This is a genomic window from Simplicispira sp. 125 (genome assembly GCF_003096555.1).
Taxonomy (GTDB): Bacteria; Pseudomonadota; Gammaproteobacteria; order Burkholderiales; family Burkholderiaceae_C; genus Simplicispira.
In genome coordinates this window covers 845115-871228 of sequence record NZ_QEKM01000001.1, presented here as the reverse complement: position 1 = coordinate 871228, position 26114 = coordinate 845115, and the positions used below count along the sequence as shown (strand labels likewise).

The 26114-nt window shown below is 64.1% G+C and carries 21 protein-coding genes and 1 tRNA gene; 20 read left to right on the top strand and 2 right to left on the bottom strand.

Annotated elements, in window-relative coordinates:
• Positions 1-2 precede the first annotated feature (2 nt).
• Positions 3-1046, top strand: a complete 1044-nt coding sequence (locus C8D04_RS04030; RefSeq protein WP_116003702.1) for a GGDEF domain-containing protein — start codon at positions 3-5, stop codon at positions 1044-1046.
• A gap of 217 nt (positions 1047-1263) precedes the next feature.
• Here C8D04_RS04030 and alaS read toward each other — a convergent pair whose 3' ends face one another.
• Complete coding sequence (alaS, locus tag C8D04_RS04025; RefSeq protein ID WP_116003701.1) at positions 1264-3885, bottom strand: alanine--tRNA ligase; 2622 nt, start codon at positions 3883-3885, stop codon at positions 1264-1266.
• A gap of 67 nt (positions 3886-3952) precedes the next feature.
• A complete protein-coding gene (locus C8D04_RS04020) occupies positions 3953-5344 on the bottom strand; it encodes a PLP-dependent aminotransferase family protein (protein WP_116003700.1) in 1392 nt (463 codons plus the stop codon).
• Positions 5345-5510: 166 nt separating this feature from the next.
• On the opposite strand from C8D04_RS04020, the gene gabT reads away from it, so the two are divergent.
• The 19 genes from gabT to C8D04_RS03925 all read left to right on the top strand — a co-directional run bounded on the left by gabT (position 5511) and on the right by C8D04_RS03925 (position 26045).
• Positions 5511-6809, top strand: coding sequence for a 4-aminobutyrate--2-oxoglutarate transaminase (gene gabT, locus C8D04_RS04015; RefSeq protein WP_116003699.1), 1299 nt, complete (start codon positions 5511-5513; stop codon positions 6807-6809).
• Between the two features lie 349 nt (positions 6810-7158).
• Positions 7159-8235 carry an ABC transporter ATP-binding protein gene (locus C8D04_RS04010; protein WP_116003698.1) on the top strand — a complete coding sequence of 359 codons (1077 nt, stop codon included), beginning with the start codon at positions 7159-7161 and terminating at the stop codon, positions 8233-8235.
• A gap of 35 nt (positions 8236-8270) precedes the next feature.
• Complete coding sequence (locus C8D04_RS04005) at positions 8271-9314, top strand: ABC transporter substrate-binding protein (RefSeq protein ID WP_116003697.1); 1044 nt, start codon at positions 8271-8273, stop codon at positions 9312-9314.
• A gap of 36 nt (positions 9315-9350) precedes the next feature.
• A complete protein-coding gene (locus tag C8D04_RS04000; protein ID WP_116003696.1) occupies positions 9351-10610 on the top strand; it encodes an ABC transporter permease in 1260 nt (419 codons plus the stop codon).
• 180 nt (positions 10611-10790) lie between these two features.
• Positions 10791-11606, top strand: a complete 816-nt coding sequence (locus C8D04_RS03995; protein ID WP_116003695.1) for an ABC transporter permease — start codon at positions 10791-10793, stop codon at positions 11604-11606.
• A 70-nt stretch (positions 11607-11676) separates the two neighbouring features.
• Positions 11677-13167 (top strand): NAD-dependent succinate-semialdehyde dehydrogenase, encoded by a 1491-nt coding sequence (locus C8D04_RS03990; RefSeq protein WP_116003694.1) that lies wholly within the window; start codon positions 11677-11679, stop codon positions 13165-13167.
• 256 nt (positions 13168-13423) lie between these two features.
• Positions 13424-14338: a dihydrodipicolinate synthase family protein gene (locus C8D04_RS03985; protein ID WP_116003693.1), complete on the top strand. Its 915-nt coding sequence runs from the start codon at positions 13424-13426 to the stop codon at positions 14336-14338.
• A gap of 131 nt (positions 14339-14469) precedes the next feature.
• Positions 14470-15597 carry a branched-chain amino acid ABC transporter substrate-binding protein gene (locus tag C8D04_RS03980; RefSeq protein WP_116003692.1) on the top strand — a complete coding sequence of 376 codons (1128 nt, stop codon included), beginning with the start codon at positions 14470-14472 and terminating at the stop codon, positions 15595-15597.
• A gap of 71 nt (positions 15598-15668) precedes the next feature.
• Positions 15669-16601: a 4-hydroxyproline epimerase gene (locus C8D04_RS03975; RefSeq protein WP_116006003.1), complete on the top strand. Its 933-nt coding sequence runs from the start codon at positions 15669-15671 to the stop codon at positions 16599-16601.
• Positions 16602-16607: 6 nt separating this feature from the next.
• Positions 16608-17726: an FAD-dependent oxidoreductase gene (locus tag C8D04_RS03970; protein WP_116003691.1), complete on the top strand. Its 1119-nt coding sequence runs from the start codon at positions 16608-16610 to the stop codon at positions 17724-17726.
• The gene (locus C8D04_RS03965; protein ID WP_199562967.1) at positions 17723-17998 is read left to right on the top strand and encodes a 2Fe-2S iron-sulfur cluster-binding protein; all 276 of its coding nucleotides are present in this window, start codon (positions 17723-17725) and stop codon (positions 17996-17998) included. Before C8D04_RS03970 ends, C8D04_RS03965 begins: the two co-directional genes overlap by 4 nt.
• A complete protein-coding gene (locus tag C8D04_RS03960; protein WP_116003690.1) occupies positions 17995-19317 on the top strand; it encodes an FAD-dependent oxidoreductase in 1323 nt (440 codons plus the stop codon). The genes C8D04_RS03965 and C8D04_RS03960 overlap by 4 nt, the downstream gene beginning before the upstream one ends.
• A gap of 26 nt (positions 19318-19343) precedes the next feature.
• The gene (locus C8D04_RS03955; protein WP_233521230.1) at positions 19344-20345 is read left to right on the top strand and encodes an Ldh family oxidoreductase; all 1002 of its coding nucleotides are present in this window, start codon (positions 19344-19346) and stop codon (positions 20343-20345) included.
• A gap of 154 nt (positions 20346-20499) precedes the next feature.
• Positions 20500-21132, top strand: coding sequence for a TRAP transporter small permease (locus tag C8D04_RS03950; protein ID WP_116003688.1), 633 nt, complete (start codon positions 20500-20502; stop codon positions 21130-21132).
• A 37-nt stretch (positions 21133-21169) separates the two neighbouring features.
• Positions 21170-22435 carry a TRAP transporter large permease gene (locus tag C8D04_RS03945; RefSeq protein WP_116003687.1) on the top strand — a complete coding sequence of 422 codons (1266 nt, stop codon included), beginning with the start codon at positions 21170-21172 and terminating at the stop codon, positions 22433-22435.
• Between the two features lie 62 nt (positions 22436-22497).
• On the top strand, positions 22498-23499 hold the full coding sequence (locus C8D04_RS03940; RefSeq protein ID WP_116003686.1) for a TRAP transporter substrate-binding protein: 1002 nt from the start codon (positions 22498-22500) through the stop codon (positions 23497-23499).
• 67 nt (positions 23500-23566) lie between these two features.
• The gene (locus tag C8D04_RS03935; protein ID WP_116003685.1) at positions 23567-24241 is read left to right on the top strand and encodes a GntR family transcriptional regulator; all 675 of its coding nucleotides are present in this window, start codon (positions 23567-23569) and stop codon (positions 24239-24241) included.
• 181 nt (positions 24242-24422) lie between these two features.
• Positions 24423-25904 (top strand): NAD-dependent succinate-semialdehyde dehydrogenase, encoded by a 1482-nt coding sequence (locus C8D04_RS03930; RefSeq protein ID WP_116003684.1) that lies wholly within the window; start codon positions 24423-24425, stop codon positions 25902-25904.
• Positions 25905-25971: 67 nt separating this feature from the next.
• Positions 25972-26045: transfer RNA gene (locus C8D04_RS03925), tRNA-Gly, on the top strand.
• Positions 26046-26114 lie beyond the last annotated feature (69 nt).

The following is a 26114-nucleotide window of genomic DNA, read 5'->3' as shown; positions in this document are numbered from 1 at the left end:
CCATGAAACCCATCCTGCAAAACTTGGTTGAAATGACCGGCCACCGCGATCACTTGCGGCTGGCGGTGTCGGTGCTGTCCACGCTGCAGTCGCTCAGCTCCGTCGTGCAGGTACGTTCACTGGAAGTTTTTACCGTCAACGACGCCTACTTCGTGCGCCCCATCACCTGGATGGACAAAGGCCAATGGGTTTCTGCCGAAAGCGAAGCAGCCCAAGACCCCTTGCGCCAGCCCATCACGGAAATACCCGCTTTGCTGGAATGCATCCAGGCGCGCAGCGCCAGTGCTGCCGCAACCCTGGGCCGGGGGCGCTATTGCCTATGGCTGCCCGTCTGGATGCATGACAAGGTGACAACCTGTCTCGAAGTCATCCAGTCGCGCCCCTTTTCGGCCCAAAAACTCGATGTGATCACCAGCGTCTTTCACGTCTACAAAAACTACCAGAGCTTGCTGGACTACAGCGAGCGCGATGCGCTGACCGGCCTGTTCAACCGCAAGACTTTCGACGAGCAGTTCTCACGCTTCACATCCAACGACCCTGGGGAGCGGCCCCAGGCCATCGCCAGCATGGAGGAAGACGCCGACGCCCCCCCGGACACCATGCAGCAATGGCTGGCTGTGGTGGACATTGACCATTTCAAAATGGTCAATGACCGATTCGGACACCTGTATGGCGATGAAGTGCTGATCCTGGTCGCCAACATTCTGCGCTCCTCGTTCCGCAGCCATGACCGCATTTTCCGCTTTGGCGGCGAGGAGTTCGTGGTGCTGTTGCGATCGACCAGCCTGTCAACAGCGCACAAGGTTTTCAACCGATTCCGCAAGAACGTCGAAGACTACTATTTTCCGCAGGTGGGGCAGGTCACCGTCAGCGTGGGTTTTGTCTCTACCGACAAAGGCTCCCCCGTGGAAATCCTGGGCCAGGCTGACCAAGCCTTGTATTTCGCCAAGGAAAACGGGCGCAACCAGGTGCGCTACTACGACGACCTCGTGGCCGAGGGGCATTTCCAATCCAAGGTCAGCAACGACGACGTGGAGCTTTTCTAAGGCGATGACTGAATAAGTCACCGCGATGGTGCGCGCCGTGCATCGAGATGGGATGCAAGGCGCAGTCATAGCCGCAGCTATGGCGAGAATTTGCAACGCCGCAGACCGCCCGAGGTACGAATGCGCAGCGCGTGAGGGACTTGTTCAGCATCGCCCTAAGCCCAGGCAACCGCACAAAGTGCGGTGCATGCAAGCGCCTCCCGGCGCAAACAAAAAATCAGATCTTCTGAGCCACCCAATCAGCCACCGAGGCCAGCGCTGCGGGTAGTTGCGCCGCATTGGTACCGCCGGCCATAGCCATGTCGGGCTTGCCGCCGCCCTTGCCGCCCACCTGCAGGGCCACAAAGTTGACCAGTTCACCGGCCTTGATGCGGCCCACGCTGTCGGCGGTCACTCCGGCAGCGATCTGCACCTTGTCGCCATCGACGGCAGCCAGCACGATGGCAGCCGTCTTGAGCTTGTCCTTGAGCTTGTCCATGGTGTCACGCAAGGTCTTGGCGTCAGCGCCCGGCAGGGCTGCAGCCAGCACCTTGATGCCTTTGATATCGACCGCCTGGCCCAGCAGCTCGTCACCCTGGCTGGAGGCCAGCTTGCCCTTGAGCGCGGCCACTTCCTTCTCCAGCGCGCGCGCGTGCTCCAGCGCCTGGCTGATGCGGCCCGTGAGTTCGGCCACGGGCGACTTCAGCACGCCTGCGGCCTGGTTTACCGTGTCTTCCAGGTTTTGCAGATAGGACAGTGCGTTGACCCCGGTCACGGCTTCAATGCGGCGCACACCCGCAGCGACACCGCCCTCACCCACCACCTTGAACAGGCCAATGTCGCCCGTGCGCTGCACGTGCGTACCGCCGCACAGCTCGCGGCTGGTGCCAATGTCGAGCACACGCACGGAATCGCCGTATTTTTCGCCAAACAGCATCATGGCGCCGGTCTTCTGGGCCGATTCGATGTCCATCACGCGGGCCTGCGTGGCGACGTTGGCGAGTATTTCCTCGTTTACGCGGCGCTCGATCTCGCGCACCTCGGCATCGGTCACGGGAGCGTTGTGCGCAAAGTCAAAGCGCGTACGCTCAGAATTGACCAAGCTGCCCTTTTGCTGCACATGGCTGCCCAGCACTTCGCGCAGCGCCTTGTGCATGAGGTGGGTGACCGAGTGGTTGCGCATGGTGGCGGCGCGCACGGCCTGGTTCACCTGGGCCTGCACGGTGTCACCCACGTTCAGGGTGCCCTCTTCCAGCGTGCCATGGTGGCCGAACACGTCGGCCTTGATCTTGAGCGTGTCGCCCACCGCAAAGCGGGCCGAGCCGCTGGTAATGACGCCTTCGTCGCCCACCTGGCCGCCGCTTTCGGCATAAAACGGCGTGGTGTCCAGCACCACCACACCGTTTTGCCCGATTTTCAATGCGGCAACGCTGGTGCCATCAACGTAGATTGCGGTAATTTTTGCGGATTCGGTGAGCTGCTCGTAGCCGGTGAAGCGGTTGACATCGCCCGTGTAATCAAGGGCCTTATCCATTTTGAACTTGCCGGCAGCGCGGGCCTGGGCCTTCTGTTTTTCCATGGCGGCCTTGAATCCAGCCTCGTCCACCTCGACGTCGCGTTCGCGGCACACGTCGTTGGTCAAGTCGAGCGGGAAGCCGTAGGTGTCGTGCAGTTTGAAGGCCACGTCACCAGGCAGTACCGTGGCGCCGCCGCCCAGAGTGGCGTCCAGAATCTCCATGCCGTTGGCCAGCGTCTCAAAGAAGCGCTCTTCCTCGGCTTTGAGTACCTCGGTGATGCGTTGCTCCTGGGCACGCAACGAGGGATAGGCGTCGCCCATCACACGCACCAGGTCGGCCACCAGCTTGTGGAAGAACGGCGTTTTCTGGCCCAGCTTGTAGCCATGGCGGATGGCGCGGCGAATAATGCGACGCTGCACATAGCCACGTCCTTCGCTGCCGGGGATCACGCCGTCGCTCACCAGGAAGGCCGTGGCGCGGATGTGGTCGGCAATCACGCGCAGGCTCTTGTTGTCCAGATCGCTCACGCCGGTTTCACGGCCAGCAGCCTTGATGAGCTGGTCGAACAGGTCGATCTCGTAGTTGCTGTGCACATGCTGCAGGATCGCGGCAAGGCGCTCCAGGCCCATGCCGGTGTCCACGCAGGGCGCGGGCAGTGGCGTCACCGAGCCGTCTTCCGCCATGTTGAACTGCATGAACACGTTGTTCCAGATCTCGATGAAGCGGTCACCATCTTCCTCGGGGCTGCCCGGCGGGCCGCCGGGGATGTGGTCGCCGTGGTCGTAGAAAATTTCGCTGCACGGGCCGCAAGGGCCGGTGTCGGCCATCATCCAGAAGTTGTCGGACTTGTAGCGCCCGCCCTTGTTGTCGCCAATACGGATCACACGCTCGGGCGGCAGGCCGATTTCCTTGGTCCAGATATCGTAGGCCTCATCGTCCTCCATATACACCGTGGCCAGCAGGCGGTCCGCCGGCAATTTGTAGACCTCGGTCAGCAGCTCCCAGGCCCACTTGAGCGATTCGCGCTTGAAGTAGTCGCCAAAACTCCAGTTGCCCAGCATCTCGAAGAAGGTGTGGTGGCGCGCGGTGTAGCCCACGTTCTCCAGATCGTTGTGCTTACCGCCCGCGCGCAAACAGGCCTGCACCGACACCGCACGGTTGTAGGGCCGTTTGTCAGTGCCCAGAAACACGTCCTTGAACTGCACCATGCCCGAATTGGTGAACATCAGCGTCGGGTCATTGCCCGGCACCAGGGGGCTGGACGCCACGACGGTGTGGCCCTTGGAGGCAAAAAAGTCCAGGAAAGTCTTGCGGATGTCGGCAACGGTGAAGCTGGGGGTCATGGTTTTCTTCTCGGAAGGGAGAGCGGCGGCGCTGAAAAAACAGGCGAACCGGTGATTTTAGGGGGTTTCAGCCCGCTGTCTGGCTGCGCAGGAATGCGAACACAGTTTCGTCCTGGCAGTGCGCCACATTGAAACGCAGCCAGGGGCTGGGCTGCAGATCCACGGTGAATAGATGCCCCGGCCCCAGCAGGATGTCCTGCTCGGCCGCCTTGTAGGCCAGTTCGCTGGAATTTTCGATGGCCGGGTGGCGCGCCCACTGCAGCATGCCGGCCTTGGGCTCGACGAACAGCTCGAAGCCCAGGTCCAGCAGGCTGGAGGCAACGCGCTGCTGTGCGACCGCCAGACGGTCGCGCAAGGCCTTGGTGTGCTTGCGCCAGCGGCCATCGAGCAAGGCACCATAGGCCAGGCGCTCGGTGAATTCCGAGGACGTCAGACCCGAGATCATCTTGAGCCGCGCCAGTTCTTCAAGCAGGTCGGGGTGTGCGGCCAGGTAGCCCACACGGATGTTGGGCGAGATGGTCTTCGAGAAGCTGCTGATATAGACCACGCGGCGCAACTGGTCCAGGCTGGCCAGCGTGGGGCGAGGTTCGGGGTCGAGATCAACGTAAATGTCGTTCTCCACCACCACGAAATCGTACTTTTCCGCCAGTTGCAGCAGGCGGTACAGGTGCGCCACCTGGGCCGTCGAGCCGGTGGGACTCTGCAGCCGGGGCTGGGTGAAGAACACCTTGGGGCGGTGTTCCTGGATACGCGCCTCCAGCAGGTCCAGGTCGTAGCCGTTGGCCGTGCGGGGCGCGCCCACCAGCCGTGCGCCCAGAAAGCGTAGCGCCGACAGCAGGTTGGCATAGCCCGGTTCATCCACCAGCACGGCATCGCCGGCGCGCACCAGCTGGCGTGCCACCAGGTCCATCGCCTGGCTCGACCCCTGGGTCAGCAGCACCTGCTCGGCCGTGACCACCACCTCGTGCTCGGCAAGCAGGTCGCGCACCAGTTGGCGCAGCGGCAGGTAGCCCTTGGGCTCGCCGTAGCCGCCCAGGTCCACTTCTTCGGCGGCCAGCGCGCGCAGGCCGCGGCGCACCCCTTCGGAGAACAGCCAGTCGCCCGGCAGCCAGCCGCAGCCGGGCTTGAGGCGCAACGCCCGGTTTTCAAAGATGCGCTGCATGTACCACATCGAGTCGAAGCTGTACTGGCCCGCCGGCCCGGGCGCCTCCAGCGCGGTGTCGGCCCGCCGCCGCACGAAGAAACCCGAGTGGGGGCGCGAGACAAAATAGCCCTGGGCGACCAGACGGTCATAGGCATCGACCACCGTGTACACGCTCACGCCATGGGCATGGGCAAACTGCCGTATCGACGGCAGCTTGGCTCCTGCACGCAACGTGCCGTCTTCGACCAGTTGCCGGAAGCCCTCCACAACCTGGAGAACCAGCGGCGTCGACGCTTGGGGATTCAAAGAAAACATGGGGTACCAGACATTGCGCCCGCAACCAAGGGTTTGTCTGTACAGGTTGTCTGAACAGCACAGTGCATTCCTGCTTGCAAGGTATCTGTATATGTTAGCCGCGCGGGGGCTCTCCTACAGTGGCGCCAGGATCAAAAACCTCTGCCATCGCACCCGAAGGACCCCCATGCAACGCGAATCCCACCTGAACAACGCCGCCCTGTTTGCCCGCCGCGAGGCCGCCATTCCACGCGGCGTCGGCCACTCCCACCAGATCTTCATCGAACGCGGCGAAAACGCCGAGATATGGGACGTGGAAGGCCGCCGCTACATCGATTTCGCCGGTGGCATCGCGGTGCTGAACACCGGCCACCGCCACCCCGCCATCATCCAGGCCGTCAAGGACCAGCTCGACCACTTCACCCACACCTGCTTCCAGGTGCTGGCCTACGAGCCCTATGTGGAACTGGCCGAGCGCCTGAACGCCAAGGCGCCGGGCCATTTCGCCAAGAAGACCATGTTCCTGACCACGGGCGCCGAAGCCGTGGAGAACGCCGTAAAGATCGCCCGCGCCCACACCGGCCGCTCCGGCATCATCGCGTTCACCGGCGGCTACCACGGCCGCACGATGATGACCATGGGCATGACCGGCAAGGTCGTGCCTTACAAGGCCGGCTTCGGCCCCTTCCCGGCCGAGATCTTCCATGCACGCTTCCCCACCGAACTGCATGGCACCAGCGTGCAGGACGCCATCGACTCGCTGGAGAGCATTTTCAAGAACGACATCGAACCCAGCCGCGTGGCGGCCATCATCATCGAGCCGGTACAGGGCGAAGGCGGCTTCAACATCGCGCCGCCCGCGCTGCTGCAGCACCTGCGCGCCGTCTGCGACCAGCACGGCATTCTGCTGATCGCCGACGAAGTGCAAACCGGCGCCGGCCGCACCGGCAAATGGTTCGCCGTCGAGCACAGCGGTGTGGCGCCCGACCTCATCACCATGGCCAAGTCCATGGCGGGTGGTTTCCCGATCTCCGCCGTGGTCGGCCGCGCCGACGTGATGGACGCCGCAGCCCCCGGCGGCCTGGGCGGCACCTATGCCGGCAGCCCGCTGGCCTGCGCCGCGGCGCTGGCCGTGCTGGAAGTGTTCGAGAAGGAAAACCTGCTGCAGCGCGCCGAGGACGTGGGCCTGCGCCTGGTGGCCGGCCTGCAGGAACTGGCCCGCAAGCACCGTTGCATCGCCGAGGTGCGCGGCCTGGGCGCCATGGTGGCCATGGAGCTGTGCCAGGACGGCAACCCGCACCAACCCGATGCGGCCCTGGCAAAGGCCCTGTCTGCCGAGGCCACGAAACGCGGCCTGATCCTGCTGACCTGCGGCACCTATGGCAACGTGATCCGCATCCTGGTGCCGCTGACGGCCAGCGACGCGCTGCTCGACGAAGGCCTGGCCATCATCGGCGCATCCCTGGAGGCCGCCGTCGCTGCCTGAGCACGACGGTTTGCTCTCTTGCGGGCCCACGGCCCGGCGCAGGATCGCCGCGCCGGGCCGTGGTCTTTCTGCCGGGGTATCACCGTACAAGCGCATACGGACGCCATTTTTCACGCCCTCCGTTTTGCGCTAATGGCGTAGTGCGTCGGCACCAAAATTGCTATTAAATACATAGCATTCAAGCTTAATCTTGTGGACCATCGTGGGGCATCGCTCTCAACCAAGGGTTTCTGTGTAGAGGCTTGCAGTACTGCACAGTGCGCACCCCACAGCGGCTTTCTGTATATGTCCGCATCCGCCTGAACGCCCTACAGTTCTCCCCATCGCATCCACAACCAGACACCCGCCCATGACCGCAAGCGACGCATTCGTCACATTCCGAGGGGTACAAAAAACCTACGACGGCACCAGCCTGGTGGTGCGTGACCTGAACCTGGACATCCAGCGCGGTGAGTTCCTCTCGCTGCTCGGCCCCTCGGGTTCGGGCAAAACCACTACGCTGATGATGCTGGCCGGGTTCGAGTCCCCTACGGCCGGTGAGATCAGTCTCAACGGCGTACCCATCACCCGCACCCCGCCGCACAAGCGCAATTTCGGCATGGTGTTCCAAAACTACGCCCTGTTCCCACACATGACGGTGGCCGAGAACATCGCCTACCCGCTGCGCGTGCGCAAGCTCCCCCAGGCCGAGCGCGAGACCAAAGTGGCGCGCGCGCTGGAGATGGTGCAGATGGACACCATGGGCATGCGCTACCCGACGCAGATGTCGGGCGGGCAGCAGCAGCGCGTGGCGCTGGCGCGCGCGCTGGTGTTCGACCCGCAGCTCGTGCTGATGGACGAACCGCTGGGCGCGCTCGACAAGCAGCTGCGCGAGCACATGCAGCTTGAGCTCAAGGCGCTGCACCGCCGCCTGGGCGTGACCTTCGTCTACGTGACCCACGACCAGTCCGAGGCGCTCACCATGTCCGACCGCGTGGCGGTGTTCAACGACGGCCGCATCCAACAGATCGACCGCGTGGACCGCCTGTATGAGACCCCGACCAACCGCTTCGTCGCCAATTTCGTGGGCGACAACGCGGTGCTCGAAGCCAAGGTGCATGCCACCGAGGGAGAAGAATGCGAAGTGGTGCTGCGCAACGGCGCCCGCCTGCGCGGCCTGAACGTCAACCGCGCCACGGTGGGCGACGCGGTGCAGTGCAGCGTGCGCCCCGAGCGCATCCAGCTGGCCGATGGCACGAGTAGTAACACCCTAAGCGGCACCGTGATGGACGTGATCTATTTCGGCGACCACCTGCGCCTGCGCTGCAAGATGGCCAACGAGGCCGAAGTGATGGTCAAGCTCTCACTTCACCATGCCGCCGTGCCCACCCCCGGCCACACCGTGCACCTGCACGCACCGGCGCAGCACACGCGCGTGTACCTCTGACCCCTTTTCCCCCACACCCTCAAGGAGACAAAAGCATGAAATCCACCCCCACCCTTCGCCCCCTGCTGCTCGTCGGCGCCCTGGCGCTGGCCCTGCCGGCCCTGGCGCAGCACAACCTCACGGTCGTGAACTTCGGCGGCGCCAATGGTGCCGCCCAGAAGAAGGCCTACTTCGAGGCCTACGAGAAAGCCTCAGGCGGCAAGATCACCCCGGTGGAATACAACGGTGAGCAGGCCCGCATCAAGGCCATGGTCGAGGCCAAGAAGGTCACCTGGGACGTGGTCGAGGTCGAGGGCCCGGACATCAGCCGCGGCTGCGACGAAGGCCTGTTCGAGCGCATGGACTGGAGCAAGCTCGGCAGCAAATCCGACTACCTGCCCGCCGCCGTCCATGAATGCGGCGTCGGCGCCTTCGTCTGGTCCACCGTGCTGGCCTACAACGGCGACAAGCTCAAGACTGCCCCCACCGGCTGGGCCGACTTCTGGGACGTGAAGAAATTCCCCGGCAAGCGCGGCCTGCGCAAGGGCGCGCGCTACAACCTCGAATTCGCGCTCATGGCCGACGGCGTGAAGGCCGCCGACGTGTACAAAGTGCTGGGCACCAAGGACGGCGCCGACCGCGCCTTCAAGAAGCTGACCGAGCTCAAGCCCCATATCCAGTGGTGGGAAGCCGGCGCGCTGCCCCCGCAGTTCCTGGTGGCGGGCGACGTGGCCATGACCAGCGCCTTCAGCGGCCGCATCGATGCCGCGCAGCGCGAGGGACAGAACCTCCAGATCACCTGGACCGGCGGCATCTATGACCTGGACTTCTGGGTCATACCCAAGGGCGGCGCCAACAAGGACGCAGCCATGAAGTTCATCGCCCTGGCCAGCTCACCCGACGCCCAGGCCGAATACGCGCGCCACATCTCCTACGGCCCGACGAACAACAAGGCTATGGCCAAAATCGACGCAAAGACCCAGGCCCTGCTGCCCACCTCGCCCGCGAACAGCAAGGATGCGCTGCGCTTTGACGTGGTCTTCTGGGCCGATCAGGGCGAATCTCTTGAAAAGCGCTTCGCCGCATGGGCCGCGCAATAAGTCTTGGCCAGCACCCTCCCGCATGAAGGCCTCCGCATGAATACCGCCACCATGGCCATTCCCCAGGACCAGGACGCGCCCCCCGATCTGGGGCGCCAGTTGCGCACCGCCGAGCGCAGGCGCCGCCTGCGCTCCATGGCGCTCACCCTGCCCTTGCTGGCCTTCCTGCTGGTGGTGTTCATGGTGCCCCTGGCGGGCCTGCTGATTCGGGCCGTGGAAAACCCCGAAGTGGCCGACACCCTGGTGCATACCGGCCCAGCGCTGAAAGGCTGGAACCGCCAGAGCGCCCCGCCCGACGCAGCCTACGCCGCGCTGGTGCGGGACCTCTCGGCCCTGCAGGAAACGGCCCAGGCCGGCGCCCTGGCGCGGCGCCTCAACAGCGAAATCAGCGGCGCGCGCTCGCTCATCATGGGCACCTACCGCGCGCTGCCGCTGGGCCCTGGCCTCACCGACGCCGAGGTGCGCGAGCGCATGCTGGCGCTCGACCCACGCTGGGCCGAGGCGCCCTACTGGCTGGCCATCGCCAAGAACGCCTCACGCTGGACGCCCGACTACCTGCTGGCCGCTGTGGACCTGCAGCGCACGCCGCAGGGCGACGTGGTGGCCGTGCCCTCAGAGGCGGCCGCGTTCCGTGACATCCTGGTGCGCACCTTCGAGATGAGCGCCACGGTCACGCTGCTGGCCATCCTCATCGGCTACCCGCTGTCCTACTGGCTCAGCACCTTGAGCGAGCGCCGCGCCAACATGATGATGATCCTCGTGCTGGTGCCGTTCTGGACCTCGGTGCTGGTACGCATCGCCGCCTGGATCGTGCTGCTGCAAAGCAACGGCCTGGTCAACCGCTTCCTGATATCCCTGGGCCTGACCGATACGCCCGTGCCGCTGCTGTTCAACCGACTCGGCGTGGTCATCGCCATGGTGCACATCCTGCTGCCTTTCCTGATCCTGCCGCTCTACAGCGTGATGAAGTCCATTCCCCCGAACTACCTGCGCGCCGCCATCTCGCTGGGCAGCACGCCGCTGGCCGCGTTCTTCCGTGTCTACGTGCCACAAACCTACCCCGGCGTGGCCGCGGGCGGCCTGCTGGTGTTCATCACCGCCATCGGCTACTACGTGACGCCTGCGCTGCTGGGCGGCCCGAGCGACCAGATGCTGAGCTACTACGTGGCGCAGTACACCAACGTCGAAGTCAACTGGGGCATGGCGGCCGCGCTCGGCTCGGTGCTGCTGGTGACCACGTTGGTGCTCTATGCCGTGTACCGCAAGTTCGGCAAGGCCGAGCTGAGCATGGGCTGATATGAAGAACATCCCCCTGTGGCGCTGCGCGCCTTCCCCCTTCTCTGACATTGCTACGCGATGCGGAAGGGGAACGCCCCCAGCGCGGCGAGGCGGCCCTTGCGCGGGGGCCGCTAACCTGGGCCGAGCCAGCGTCATGCATCGCGTCGAAACATCGACAACACTCCATCGAGTCTTCCCATGAAAACCGCCTACTTCCCCGCGCACTACCGCCTGGCCGACAAGCTGGGCTGGCTGGCGCTGCGCGCCTTCTGCATCGGCGTGCTGCTGTTCCTGCTGCTGCCCATCTTCGTCATCGTGCCGCTGTCGTTCAGCAGCGGCTCCTTTCTGTCGTACCCGCTGCCGGGCTGGTCGCTGCAGTGGTATGAAGAACTCTTTGCCTCGGCCGAATGGGCACGCGCCGCGCGCAACAGCTTCATCGTCGCTCCACTGGCCACATTGCTGGCGACAACGCTGGGCACGCTCGCGGCCATGGGGCTAGCGCGCACCCGCTTCGTCGGCAAGGGGCTCATCAGCGGCCTGCTGATCTCGCCCATGGTGGTGCCGATCGTCGTGGTGGCTGTCAGCACCTACCTGTTCTTCGCGCGCATCGGGCTGTCGGAAACCTACCTCGGCCTGGTGCTGGTGCACGCCGCGCTGGGCGCGCCCTTCGTGGTGACCACGGTGCTCGCCACGCTGCAGGGCTTCAACCAGAACCTGGTCAAGGCCAGCCTGAGCCTGGGCGCCGGGCCCGTGCGCACCTTCTTCAAGATCACCCTGCCGGTGATCGCGCCGGGCGTGATCTCGGGCGCGCTGTTCGCCTTTGCCGCCTCGTTCGACGAGGTGGTGGTCACGCTGTTCCTTGCCGGGCCCGAGCAGGTCACGCTGCCACGCCAGATGTTCACCGGCATCCGCGAAAACATATCACCTGTGATCGCTGCCGTGGCCACGCTGCTGACGCTATTCACCACGGCGCTGATGATGACACTCGAATGGCTGCGCGGACGGCGCAGGTAGTCCTTTGCGACACCCGCGCTCCGAATTTTGCGCTTCCCTTTTTACCTTTCCGACACGACCGAGCCTTGCCATGATCACCCCAAGCTCCCAGCTCTCGCTGCTCAAAGACCCCAGCCTGCTCAAGACCCAAGGCCTGATCAACGGCCAGTGGGTCGCTGGCAGCAGCCACTTTGCCGTGCATGACCCAGCCACAGGAGCCCACCTGGTCGATGTTGCCAACCTGGGCCCCAAAGACGCCCAGGCCGCCATAGCCGCCGCCAACGCCGCCTGGCCTGCCTGGCGCAGCAAGACAGCCAAGGAGCGCAGCAGCATCCTGCGCAAGTGGTACGACCTGCTCATGCAGCACCAGGACGATCTGGGCCGCATCATGACGGCCGAGCAAGGCAAGCCTCTGCCCGAAGCCAAGGGCGAGGTCGCCTACGGCGCCAGCTTTGTCGAGTGGTTTGCCGAAGAAGCCAAGCGCGTCAATGGAGAAACCCTGCCCCAGTTCGACAACAGCCGCCGTTTGCTGGTCTTGAAGCAGCCCATCGGCGTGTGCGCCGCCATCACGCCCTGGAACTTTCCGCTGGCGATGATTACCCGCAAGGTGGCGCCTGCGCTGGCCGCTGGCTGCACCGTGGTCATCAAGCCGGCCGAGCTGACTCCGCTGACCGCCCTGGCCGCCGCCGAGCTGGCCCAGCGCGCGGGTATTCCGGCCGGTGTGTTCAACATCCTGTGTGCGGATGCGGACAACTCCATTGCCATTGGCAAGGTGCTGTGCGAGAGCCCCATCGTGCGCCACATCAGCTTTACGGGTTCGACCGAAGTGGGCCGCATCCTGATGGCGCAAAGCGCGCCCACCATCAAGAAGATGTCGCTCGAACTCGGTGGCAATGCGCCTTTCATCGTGTTCAACGACGCCGACATCGACAGCGCTGTGGAAGGCGCCTTTGCCAGCAAGTACCGCAACGCCGGCCAGACCTGCGTGTGCTCCAACCGCTTCTATGTGCAAAGCGGCGTGTACGATGAGTTTGTGCAGAAGTTTGCCGCCAAGGTGGCGACCGCAAAAATAGGCAACGGCTTTGACGAAGGTGTGAACCAGGGCCCGCTGATCGAGGAAGCGGCCCTCGTGAAGGTGCAGCGCCATGTTCAAGATGCCATCGCCAAGGGCGGCAAGGTGGTGACCGGCGGCAAGCGCCTCACCACCCTGGGCTCGGGCCAGTTTTTTGAACCCACCGTGCTCGCCAACGCCAGCGCCGACATGCTGTGCGCTACCGAGGAAACCTTTGGCCCCTTTGCCCCGGTCTTCAAGTTCGAGACCGAGCAGGAGGCCATTGATGCGGCCAACAACACCGAGTTCGGGCTGGCCAGCTACTTCTACAGCCGCGATGTGGGGCGCATCTTCCGCGTGGGCGAGGCGCTCGAATACGGCATGGTGGGCATCAACGTGGGCATTTTGGCCACCGAGCACGTACCCTTTGGCGGCGTCAAGCAGTCGGGCCTGGGGCGCGAGGGCTCGCACTACGGCATGGACGACTATGTGGAGATCAAGTACCTGTGCCTGGGCGATATCCAGAAGTAACGCAGGCAGGCAAGGACATCAAAGAATCCTGAATTGATAGCTATTAACGCTTGATGGATAAGCGCTGGAGCCATTTTTACTTGAAACCGCCTCACCTTCTGGTGCAGGCGGTTTTTTCTTGTACGCATCGTCTGCCCCTGACCACACTCCCGCCAATCGCGCTCACTGCGCGCGCTTTCCATGGTTTACCCTAGTGCTATTTTTTAAATATCTTATTAATATATCAACAGTTCAACCCGTAGCACTAGGAGTACCCATGAGCAATCCCCGCTGGCAAGGCATCTTCCCCGCCATCACCACCAAGTTCCACGCCGACGAGAGCATTGATGCGGAGGGCACCGCGCGCCACATCGACTTTCAAATCCGCAACGGCATCCATGGCCTCGTCACCTGCGGCTCGCTGGGCGAGTTCAGCACCATGTCGCTGGAAGAAAAGCTCGAAGTCACGCGCATTGCCATCGAGGCCGCCAAGGGCCGCATCCCCGTACTGGCCAACGTCTCGGAAACCTCCACCAGCGAAGCCCTGCGCTTCATCAAGGGCGCCAATGCCCTGGGCGTAGACGGCTACATGGTCATGCCCTCGGTCATCTACGTGGCCGACGCCCGTGAAGCCATCGCCAATGTGCGTGCCATGGCTGAAGCGGCCAAAAAGCCCATCATGGTTTACAACAACCCCATCGCCTACCGCGTGGACTTGAAGCCCGAACACTTTGCCGAACTGGCCGACTGCGAATGGGTCGTGGCCATCAAGGAAAGCTGTGGCGACATCCGCCGCATCACCGACCTGCGCCTGGCGCTGGGCGACCGCTTTCAGCTGTTCCTGGGCGTGGACGATTTGGCGTTTGAAGGCCTGGCGCTGGGCTGCGACGGTTTGCTGGCGGGCGTGGGCTGCACCTTCCCGCGCGAAACCGTGGCGCTGTACGACCTGATGAAGGCCGGTCAGTACGAAGAAGCCCTCAAGCTTTATCAGTGGATGACGCCCCTGCTGCACCTCGACGTGTCGAACAAGCTGGTGCAGAACCTCAAGCTGATCGATCTGCTCGTCGGCACCGGCACCGAGCACATGCGCCGCCCGCGCCTGCCGGTGATTGGCGAAGAACGTGCGTTCATTGAGCGCATTGTGAAAAAAGCGCTGGAAACGCGCCCAAGCAAGTACCAGTCGGTCGCCTGAGAAGGTGCATGGACAGGGGTGCAACGTTGCCTGGCGCTACACCCCTGAGAGCATTTCTAATAGAAGCACTGGAAATGCATTTAAACCAGGTTCACTCTGTATCCTGCCCCGTTTCACCGAAAGGATTCCTGATGAAATTTGCCATTTCCAGTACCGCTGTACTCGTCGCACTCGCCTTCGCTGGCACCGCCCAAGCGGACGAACAAGTCATCACCATTGGCCACAGCGGCCCGCTCTCTGGTCCGAACGCCTTTGCCGGCAAGGACAACGAGAACGGTGTTCGCATGGCCATTGAAGAACTGAACGCCAAAAAAATCGCCGTCGCAGGCAAGACGCTCAAGTTTGAACTGGTCTCCGAAGACGACCAGTGCGACGCCCGCACCGGTGTCAGCGTTGCGCAAAAGTTCGTGGACAGCAAAGTCCAATATGTGCTCGGCCCTTACTGCTCGGGCGTCACCATCCCCGCATCGCGCGTCTACAGCCAAGGCGGCACGATGGTCTCCACCGTGGGCACCAACCCCAAGGTCACGCAAGGCGGTTACAAGAACCTGTTCCGCATCATCGCCAGTGATACGCAGATCGGTTCGAACATGGCGGTGTACGCTGCCAACGTGATGAAGGTGAAGAACGTCGCCGTCATCGACGACCGCACGGCCTTTGGCCAGGGCGTAGCCGAAGAGTTCACCAAGGAAGCCAAGAAGCTGGGCCTGACCGTCGTCGGCCAGGAGTTCACCACCGACAAGTCCACCGACTTCCTCGCCATCCTGACCAGCCTGAAAGCCAAGCAGCCGCAGGCCATCTTCTTTGGTGGCTATGCGCCCCAAGCCGCTCCCATGGCACGCCAAATGAAGCAACTGGGCATCAACGCCAAACTGCTGGGCGGCGACACCCTGTGCAGCCCCGAAGTGGGCAAGCTCGGCGGCGATGCGGTCAATGACACCGTGATCTGCGCCCAGGGCGGCACCATGCTCGACAAGGTCGAAGGCGGCAGCGCCTTCAAGGCCAAGTACAAGGAGCGCTTCAAGCGCGACGCGGATGCTTATGCCGCCTCTTACTACGACCAGACACAGTTCATTGCCCATGCCATGCAAAAGGCCAACGCCACCAGCCCGGACAAGGTGGGTGCACAGATGTACCAGTTGAGCTACAAAGGCGTTGCAGGCACTTACGCCTACGACGACAAAGGCAACCTGAAGCAGGCCCCCATCACCGTGCTGACGTTCCGCAACGGAGCACCGGTGCCACTGGCAAGCTACTGATCGTCTCCTGCTCCCGCCTTGCGCGGGGGCTTATGGCCTGCAGCTATGTAGGCCTTTTTTTTGGATTTTTTATGCACCGCATCCCAATCATCGACTCCCACACCGGCGGCGAACCCACGCGGCTGGTGGTGGGCGGCTTCCCCGATCTGGGCAAAGGCAGCATGGCCGAGCGCCGCGCCCTGCTGGCCGCGCAGCACGACCGCTGGCGCACCGCCACGGTGCTGGAGCCACGAGGTAACGACGTGATCGTTGGCGCCCTGCTCTGCCCGCCGGTTGATGCGCGCAACGCTGCGGGTGTGGTGTTCTTCAACAACAGCGGGTATCTGGGCATGTGTGGCCACGGCACGATTGGCCTTGTTGCGTCGCTCGCCCACATGGGTCGCATCCAGCCCGGCGTGCACGGCATCGAAACGCCCGTGGGCACCGTGCAGACCACGCTGCACGACGACGGCTCCGTCAGCGTGCGCAATGTGCCGGCCTACCGCCTGCAGCACCAATTGACCGTGGACGTGCCCGGCCACGGGCCCGTGACCGGCGACGTGGCCTGGGGCGGCAACTGGTTCTTCCTGGTGACAGCGCACCAACAGCGCGTGGAGAGCAGCAACCTGGCCGCACTCACGGCCTTTGCCATCGCCGTGCAAAAGGCCTTGGAGGGCCAAGGCGTGCGCGGCAGCGACGGCGGCCTCATCGACCACATCGAACTCTTTGCCGACGACGACCAGGCCGACAGCCGCAACTTTGTACTTTGCCCCGGCGGCGCCTACGACCGCTCGCCTTGCGGCACCGGCACCAGCGCCAAGCTCGCCTGCCTGGCGGCCGACGGCAAGCTGCAACCGGGCCAAGTATGGCGCCAGGCCAGCATCATTGGCAGCCAGTTCGAAGCCAGCTATGCCATGGAGGGCGACCAGCTCATCCCCACGCTGCGCGGCCGCGCTTTCATGAGCGCCGAGGCCACGCTATTGATTGATTCGAACGACCCCTTTGGCTGGGGCATTCAGCTCTAACGCCGCATGCGCAAACCTGACGTCATCGTCATCGGCGCCGGCATCGTCGGCGCAGCGTGTGCCCATGCGCTGGCCAATGCGGGCCAGTCCGTTCTGGTGCTCGACGCACGCCTGGGCGGTGCCACCAACGCCGGCATGGGCCACCTGGTGGTCATGGACGACAACCCCGCCGAGCTGGCCATCAGCCAGGCCTCGCTCACCCAGTGGCACGCCTGGGCGCCACGCATGGCCGCCGAGGCGCCCAGCACGGCTTTCACCCACTGCGGCACGTTATGGGTCGCGGCCGATGCCCAGGAGATGCAGGAAGCCGAGCACAAACGCGCACGCCTGCACGCGCATGGCATTGCTTGCGAGTTGCTCAGCGCCCCACAACTCGCCGCGCTGGAGCCTGTGCTGCGCCCCGGCCTGCACGGCGCCCTGCGGGTGGGCGGCGACAGCATGGTCTATGCCCCCAACGCCGCCGAATGGCTGCTGGGCCATGCCTCAACCCCTATCCAGGTCGAAAATCTGCGCGTCAGCCGCATTGAAGGCCGCCGCTTGCACTGCCAGGACGGCAGCGTGCGCGAAGGTGGCGCCGTGCTGCTGGCCGCTGGCATCCACGCCACGCAGTTCTGCCCCGAACTGCCCATTCGCCCCAAGAAGGGGCACCTGGCCATCACCGACCGGGGTGGCGCGGTCGTACGGCACCAGCTGGTCGAGCTGGGCTACGTCAAAAACGCACACCAGACCGAGGGCACTTCGGTGGCCTTCAACCTGCAGCCACGCCCCACCGGCCAATGGCTGCTGGGGTCGTCGCGCCAGTTCGACACACTGGATCCGGCGGTGGACAACGCCGTGCTCGCGAAAATGCTGCGCCGGGCCATCGAATACGTGCCCTCACTGGCCGAGCGCAACGCCATCCGCACCTGGACCGGGTTTCGCGCTGCCACGCCCGACGGCCTGCCCATCATCGGACGCCACCCAGAGCACGAACACTTGTGGCTCGCGGTGGGGCACGAGGGCCTGGGCGTGACCACGGCGCCTGCGACGGCCAGCCTGATTGCATCCAGCATGCTCGGCACGGCGGCACCGATGGACCCAACACCCTATGCACCCACACGGTTTGTGCAGGAGCACGCCGCATGAAAAACACAGCAACCATGGTCGAAGTGCAGGTGGGTGGGACGCGGGTGCGCATACCTGTAGGCAGCAGCGTGGCCGCCGCTCTCGCGCAGCAACCACCGGGCCGCACGCGCCTGTCGGTCAGTGGGCAGTGGCGTGCACCGCTGTGCGGCATGGGCGTGTGCCACGAGTGCCGCGTACTGATCAATGGCCGCGAACGCCTGGCCTGCCAGACAGTGTGCGAGGACGGCATGCTCATTGCAACCAGCACCGCACACACGGGAGGTGCCACATGACACCCACACCGCAGGCCCGTTGCGACCTGCTCATCATCGGCGCAGGCCCTGCCGGGATGGCGGCGGCACTCGCCGCAGCGCCCAGCGGTATGCGCATCACCGTCGTGGACGACAATCCCGCCCCCGGCGGGCAGATCTGGCGCGACGGTCCCGGCGTGCAACTGCCGCCGCTGGCACGCCAGTACCGCGAAGGCCTGGCACACCACCCCAACATCGAAGTGCTCAATGGCACCCAAGTGGTCGGCTTGGGCGACCGGGCCAACGCAGGCGATGCGCCCGCCCTGATTCTGGAAAACACCACGCGCGGTTGGACACAGCACGCGGGCCAGATCATCCTCTGCACCGGTGCGCGCGAACTGCTGCTGCCCTTCCCCGGCTGGACGCTGCCCGGCGTTACGGGTGCCGGGGGACTGCAGGCGCTCATCAAAGGCGGGGTGGATGTGCTGGGCCAGCGCATCGTGATCGCAGGCACCGGCCCGCTGTTGCTGGCAGCCGCAGCCACCGCACGCAAGGCAGGCGCGCATGTGGTGCGTGTGGCCGAACACACACCGTGGCGTGACCTTGCCGCGTTTGCGGCGCAACTGGTTCGCTGGCCCGCCAAAGCCCTGCAGGCGCCGACGCTGCTGCACCCCAGCCTGCGCGCCAATACCCATGTGCTCGAAGCTCTGGGCAGTACCCAGGTCGAACAGGTACGCCTGCAACGCGGCAGCGGCACGGAGCTGCTGGACTGCGACCGCGTTGCCTGCGGTTTTGGCCTGGTGCCCAACACCCACCTGGGGCAAATGCTCGGCTGCGCGCTGGGCGACCGCCACGGCCTGCAAGTTGATACGTTGATGCAAACCAGCGTACTCGGTGTGTATGCCGCTGGCGAGTGCACCGGCTTTGGTGGCAGTGAACGGGCGCTGGTGCAAGGTGCCATGGCAGGCCACGCCGCCGCAGGCAATGCAGAGGCTGCGCAGACCTTGCAAAACACCTTGGTGCGCTGGAATGCATTTGCCGATGCGCTGCATCGCCACTTCCCGGTGCGCGCGCAAGTGCTGGCCGCCCTGCCCCTCGCCGACACCCTGGTCTGCCGCTGCGAAGATGTGGCACACAGCGACCTGCAACAGCGCAGCGGGTGGATAGACGCCAAGCTGCACACCCGCTGCGGCATGGGCGCCTGCCAGGGCCGCATTTGCGGCGCGGCGGCCCAGGTGCTGTACGGCTGGGCGCCGCAGCCCGCGCGGCACTTGCTTTCACCCGCACGCCTGTCCACCCTCGCGTCTGCAGCCCCCGACTTCATTCACGAACCTATTACCGAAAGCACTTCCAAGGCATGAACCCTACTCCCTCCCCCTCCCCAGCCATGGTGCATGTCCCTGAAGCGGAACTGAGCAACCTCGTTCACCGCGCCTTGGCCCGCATGGGCCTGTCTGATGCGCATGTTCAAGCGATTGCCAAAGTCATCGTCGCAGGCCAGCGCGACGCTTGCCAGTCGCACGGGGTGTACCGGCTGATCAGCTGCGTCGATGCCGTGCGCGCAGGCAAGGTGCAATTGGAGGTGGAGCCCGTGGTGACCGCCAGCGGCGGCCCTATCGTGCAGGTCGATGCGAAGTATGGTTTTTCGCCGCTGGCCTTCGAGCGCGGTCTACCAGCGTTGGTCGAGGCCACGCGCCGCCACGGCCTGGGTGCGCTGGTCATTCGCCATTGCTTTCATTTCTCGGCGCTGTGGCCCGAGATTGAAGCCATCACCGCGCACGGCTTGGCAGCCCTGGCACTGACACCCAGCCACGCCTGGGTAGCACCAGCCGGCGGCAGCAAGCCGCTTTTTGGCACCAACCCTATCGCCTTCGGTTGGCCGCGTCCCGGCCCGTATCCCTACGTATTCGACTTTGCCACCAGCGCCATCGCCCGCGGCGACCTGGAGCTGCACCGCCGCGCCGGCCAGCCGCTGCCCGAAGGCTGTGGCGTGGACGCCGATGGCCAGCCCAGCACCGACCCCGTCGCCGTTGCGCGCGGCGCCATGCTGGCGTTTGGTGGGCACAAGGGCTCTGCGCTCTCGACCATGGTGGAACTGATGGCAGGTGCCCTGATTGGCGACTGGACCAGCCGTGAATCGCTGGCCTTTGACGACGGCGCAGGCGTCACTCCCTGCCACGGCGAGCTGATTCTTGCGTTCGATCCGCTGGCCTTGGGCGGTGGCGACGCAGACGCCCAGACCGCACGGGCCGAACACCTTCTGCACGCCATCTCCGACCAGGCCCGCCTGCCTTCACAGCGCCGCTTTACAGCGCGGGAGCGCAGCCAGGCAGAAGGCATTGCCGTACCGGCAGCGATGTACCGGGACATCGTGCAACTCGCTGACTGAGCGCGAAGCCCTGTGCGCTGCGGCGCGCGTACAGGGCTAAAAAATTGGAGAAATCACTGGTTTTCCCTAGTAAGAATGCTTGTAATTTACTAATATATTTACAGCATATCTTCAAAATACCTGCACGACCAAGTCCGGTCTGCACCTTCGCTCCATGTCTGACCGCCCAGTGCCTTCCCCCTCCCTCGCAGCGTCACATGCACCCGTGCGCTGGGCCATGGCTTTGTCTACTGCTGTCTTGCGCGCAGAGCGCGCCGCACTCACAGTCTTGATGGGGCTGCTGGTGCTGCTCATCCTGCTCAACGTCGTCACACGCTACTCCGGCACCCCCATTTACTGGGTGGATGAGGCAGCAGTGTTCACCATGGTCTGGCTCACCTTCGTCGGCGCATCGGTCATGACGCGTTTGCGCATGGACTTTGCGGTGGGGCTGGTGTCCGACCAACTGCCGCCCGGCGGCGCCAAGGTACTGAAAGTCATCGCCACCCTCGGCGTGCTGGTGTTTGCACTGGCGCTCGTGTGGATGTGCTGGGTGTGGATGGACCCGCGGGGCATTGCTGCAGCCGGTTTCAATGCCAAGGACTACGCCGAGGCCAGCTTCAACTTCATCTACACCGAGCACACCCAGACGCTGGAGTGGCCCACCTGGGTGCTGCAGCTGATTCTTCCCCTCTTCTCACTCACCCTCACCGTGCACGCCTTTGCCAATCTCCTGGAAGAGCTGGAAGCGTCTCCACGGCTGGTGCACCCCGGTTTCGATGTGGTCAGCGCAGACGCGGTGAACTGATTTTCAACACGGCACACAACCCTGGTCACACCCTCCCATGATCACCAGCCTCTTCTTTCTCGCCATCCTGCTTGTGGGTGTGCCCATTGGCATTTGCCTGTGCCTGGCAGGTGCCGTCTTTATTCTCAACTCGGGCAGCACCGTGCTGTTCCAGTCGTTTCCCTTGCAGATGTTTGCCGGGGTGGACAGTTATGGGCTGATCGCCATCCCCCTGTTCATCCTGATCGGCGAAATCATGAACAGCGGTGGCATCACGCGGCGGCTGGTGGAGCTGGCCATGGCCTTCATTGGTTCGGTCAAAGGGGGCCTCGCCTACGTGAACATCCTGGCCAACATGATGGTGGCGTCCATCATCGGCTCGGCCACGGCGCAGGTGGCGATCATGTCGCAGGTGATGGTTCCCGAGATGGAAAAGCAGGGCTACGACAAGACCTTTGCAGCGGGCATCACGGTCTACGGCGGCATGCTGGGGCCGATCATTCCGCCCTCGGTGATGTTCGTCGTGTACAGCGTGCTGGCCCAGGTGGCCGTGAGCGACATGCTGATTGCCGGCATCATCCCCGGCATCCTGCTCACGCTGCTGTTTTTTGTGGTGATCGCCTGCATGGGCTTCTTCTACAACTACCCGCGCAGCGAATACCGCACCTTGCGCCAGCGCGCCCGCACCGCCCTGGGCGCCAGCCCCACGCTGCTGATCCCCATCGTCATCGTCGGCTCGATTCTGGGCGGCTTTGCCAACCCCACCGAAGCGGCTGCCGTGGGCGCCGTGGCGGCTGCCCTGGTGGGGCGGTTTGTGACCAGGGAATTTTCGTTTGTCAGCATGCCGCGCATCCTGCTGCGCTCGGCCATGTATTCGGCCATCGTGCTGTTCCTGGTGTCTGCCGCCGCAGTGTTCTCGTGGCTGCTGATCTACGGCAAGGTGCCGCAGGCGGTGGCCGCCTGGATCCAGACCGTGGCCCACGACCCAGTGACCTTTTTGCTGCTGACTAACGTCATCTTGCTCGTCATCGGTACGGTGATTGACGGTATCCCGGGCCTGATCATGACGGTGCCAATCCTGCTGCCGATTGCCACCGAGGTCTATGGCATCGACCCCCGTCATTTTGGTGTGGTGGCCGTTATCAACCTGGTGCTGGGCCTCATGTCGCCGCCCGTGGGATTGAGCTTCTTCGTGGCGTCTGCCGTGACCGGCGCGAAGCCCGGAAAGATGTTCATCGTCACCCTGCCTTTTTTCATCATCAGCTGCGTAGCGCTGGTGGTGCTGTCGCTGTTCCCCAGCCTGTCGCTCGGCCTGCTCAAGTAGCACTGTGCGTTGATGTGCCCGCCTGTTTCACCCTCACCCTGACCCACCCCCCGGAGACGCCAATGACAACCACCCGCCGCCACTTCATCCAGACCTCTGCTGCCGCCTTGGCAGCAGCCTCGCCCCTGGCTTTCCCGTCGCTCGTGCGCGCCGATTCGGCCAAGGAATTTCGCCTGGGCCTGATCACGCCCGCCGGGCACTCATGGAACCGGGCCGCGCTGCAGTTTGGCGAAGCGCTGAAGAAGGAAACCAACGGGCGCCTGAGCGTCACGGTCTTCCACTCGGGCCAGTTGGGCAACGAGGCGGCGATGATGCAGCAGATGCAATCGGGCGCGCTCGACATGGGCTGGATCCAGGCTGCCGAACTGGGCACGCGCGTCTCCAGCGTGGCGGCCATCAACGCGCCCTACCTGGTGCGCTCGACACCGGCCGTGGCCAAGCTCGTCAAAACACCCCAGGCCTTGAAGCTGCTGGACGTGCTGCCGCGCGAGACCGGCACCATCGGCCTGGGCTGGGGCATTACCGGCATGCGCGCCGTGTTTGCCACCAAGGATGTGAAGGTGCCCACCGACCTCAAGGGCCTGAAGCTGCGCATCAACCCCACCCCGGTGTACCGCGACTTCTACCAAATGCTGGGCGCCGCGCCCACGCCCATCCCCACGCCTGCGGTGTTTGACGCCATGAGCAACGGCCAGGTCGACGGGCTGGAGGCCGACATCGAGTTCTCGTGGAACCAGCGTTTCGACAAGGTGGCGAAATCCCTGCTGCAGATGAACGCACTGTTCATGCCCTTCGCGCCGCTGGTGTCGGGCCGCATCTGGCAAGGGCTCGAGGCGAAGGACAAAGACCTCATCCGCCGCCTGGTGGCGCAGTCGCTGGACGCACAGATCAACGACATCGTCACCACCGAAGCCGGCCTGATCGAAAAATTCAAGGCCACGCCGATTGCATTTCACACGGCGGCAGACTTCAAACCAGACAGCCTCATCGCGGAATTCGACAAGCTCTGGCTGCCCAAGGCGCCGCAGATTGCCGAGCTGCGCAAGGCCGGAGCAGCGCTCTGACCAGGCCCTGCGCAGGGCGGGCGCATAAGATCTATCCCTTATGCGCTCTGCCCCGTTTGCTCCGTCCATGACAACATCTACAGCACCCCACATCTCCGAAATGCAACCCAAGCGGCGTGCCGCTGACGTCGCCTACGACGCCATCGAGGCCATGATCTCCACCCTGCAACTGCAGCCCGGCAGCCCCGTGGTGGAAGCAGACATTACCGACAGCACCGGCCTGGGCCGCACGCCGGTGCGCGAGGCGCTCTTGCGCATGGTCTCCATCGGGCTGATCGTGCAGTTGCCGCGCCGGGGGCTGCAGGTCTCCAACATCGACCTGGCCGACCATCTGGATGTGATCCAGACGCGCCGCGCGCTCGAGCGCCTGCTGGCCTCCTGCGCGGCCCGCCGCGCCACCTCGCCCCAACGCGCAGCCATTCTCAGTTGCGGGCAGGCCATGGTGCTGGCCGCCGAGCGCGGCGATCTGGACGACTACATGCTGGCCGACCACCAGCTCGACATCGTGGTGCACCAGGCCAGCCAGAACCATTCCGCCGTGAAATGCGTGGCTCCGCTCATCGTGCAGTGCCGCCGCTTCTGGTATGCCTACCAGCACGAAGGCGATGTGGCCGAAGGCGCCCGCGCCCACATGCACCTGGCACAAGGCATTGCCACCGGCAACGAAGACCATGCCGTGGCCGGTGCCAACCAGTTGATGGACTACCTGGAACACTTTGCCCGGCGCATCATCGACCAATGACCCTGCACTGCGTTCCGGCACGACGGAAAGCTACGAATTCAATAGCTATTAACGCTCGTCAGCAAAGCGTTACAAGCCAAAAAGACTCATATTTTTGCAACGCTGACAAAGACCGCCTGCGTGACACCCACCTGCACTCTTTGTCTTTACCCTTGACCTTTTTCCCCGGAGTGAAACCGCTATGTCCACGCCCCTCGCCACCCTCAAAGACCCCAGCCTGCTCAAGACCCAAGGCCTGATCAACGGCCAGTGGGTCGCTGGCGCCAGCCACTTTGCCGTGCATGATCCGGCCACAGGAGCCCACCTGGTCGATGTTGCCAACCTGGGCCCCAAAGACGCCCAGGCCGCCATAGCCGCCGCCAACGCCGCCTGGCCTGCCTGGCGCAGTAAGACGGCCAAGGAGCGCAGCAGCATCCTGCGCAAGTGGTACGACCTGCTCATGCAGCACCAGGACGATCTGGGCCGCATCATGACGGCCGAGCAAGGCAAGCCTTTGCCCGAAGCCAAGGGCGAGGTCGCCTACGGCGCGAGCTTCGTCGAGTGGTTTGCCGAAGAAGCCAAGCGCGTCAATGGCGAAACCCTGCCCCAGTTCGACAACAGCCGCCGTTTGCTGGTCTTGAAGCAGCCCATCGGCGTGTGCGCCGCCATCACGCCCTGGAACTTTCCGCTGGCGATGATTACCCGCAAGGTGGCTCCTGCGCTGGCCGCTGGCTGCACCGTGGTCATCAAGCCAGCCGAGCTGACTCCGCTGACCGCCCTGGCCGCCGCCGAGCTGGCCCAGCGCGCGGGTATTCCGGCCGGTGTGTTCAACATCCTGTGTGCGGATGCGGACAACTCCATTGCCATTGGCAAGGTGCTGTGCGAGAGCCCCATCGTGCGCCACATCAGCTTTACGGGTTCGACCGAAGTGGGCCGCATCCTGATGGCGCAAAGCGCGCCCACCATCAAGAAGATGTCGCTCGAACTCGGTGGCAATGCGCCTTTCATCGTGTTCAACGACGCCGACATCGACAGCGCTGTGGAAGGCGCCTTTGCCAGCAAGTACCGCAACGCCGGCCAGACCTGCGTGTGCTCCAACCGTTTCTATGTACAAAGCGGTGTCTACGACGAGTTTGTGCAGAAGTTTTCCGCCAAGGTGGCGACCGCAAAAATAGGCAACGGCTTTGACGAAGGTGTGAACCAGGGCCCGCTGATCGAGGAAGCGGCCCTCGTGAAGGTGCAGCGCCATGTGGATGACGCCATCGCCAAGGGCGGCAAGGTGGTGACCGGCGGCAAGCGCCTCAAGACGCTCGGCTCAGGCCAGTTCTTCGAGCCCACCGTCATCTCCAACGCCAGCGCCGACATGCTGTGCGCTACCGAGGAAACCTTTGGCCCCTTTGCCCCGGTCTTCAAGTTCGAGACCGAGCAGGAGGCCATTGATGCGGCCAACAACACCGAGTTCGGGCTGGCCAGCTACTTCTACAGCCGCGATGTGGGGCGCATCTTCCGCGTGGGCGAGGCGCTCGAATACGGCATGGTGGGCATCAACGTGGGCATTTTGGCCACCGAGCACGTACCCTTTGGCGGCGTCAAGCAGTCGGGCCTGGGGCGCGAGGGCTCGCACTACGGCATGGACGACTATGTGGAGATCAAGTACCTGTGCCTGGGCGATATCCAGAAGTAAACGGCGCCTTTTATTTCGCACAAAGCACCCGGCCCGTGCGGTCGGTGTGCCTATAATCGCCAGCTTCGCGGGTGTCGTTCAATGGTAGGACTCTTGCTTCCCAAGCAAACAACGTGGGTTCGATTCCCATCACCCGCTCCATTTTTGATAGCTAGAGGCGCTTATCCACCAAGCGCTACAGCCCGATTTCCTTAAAAATCGGCGCACCCA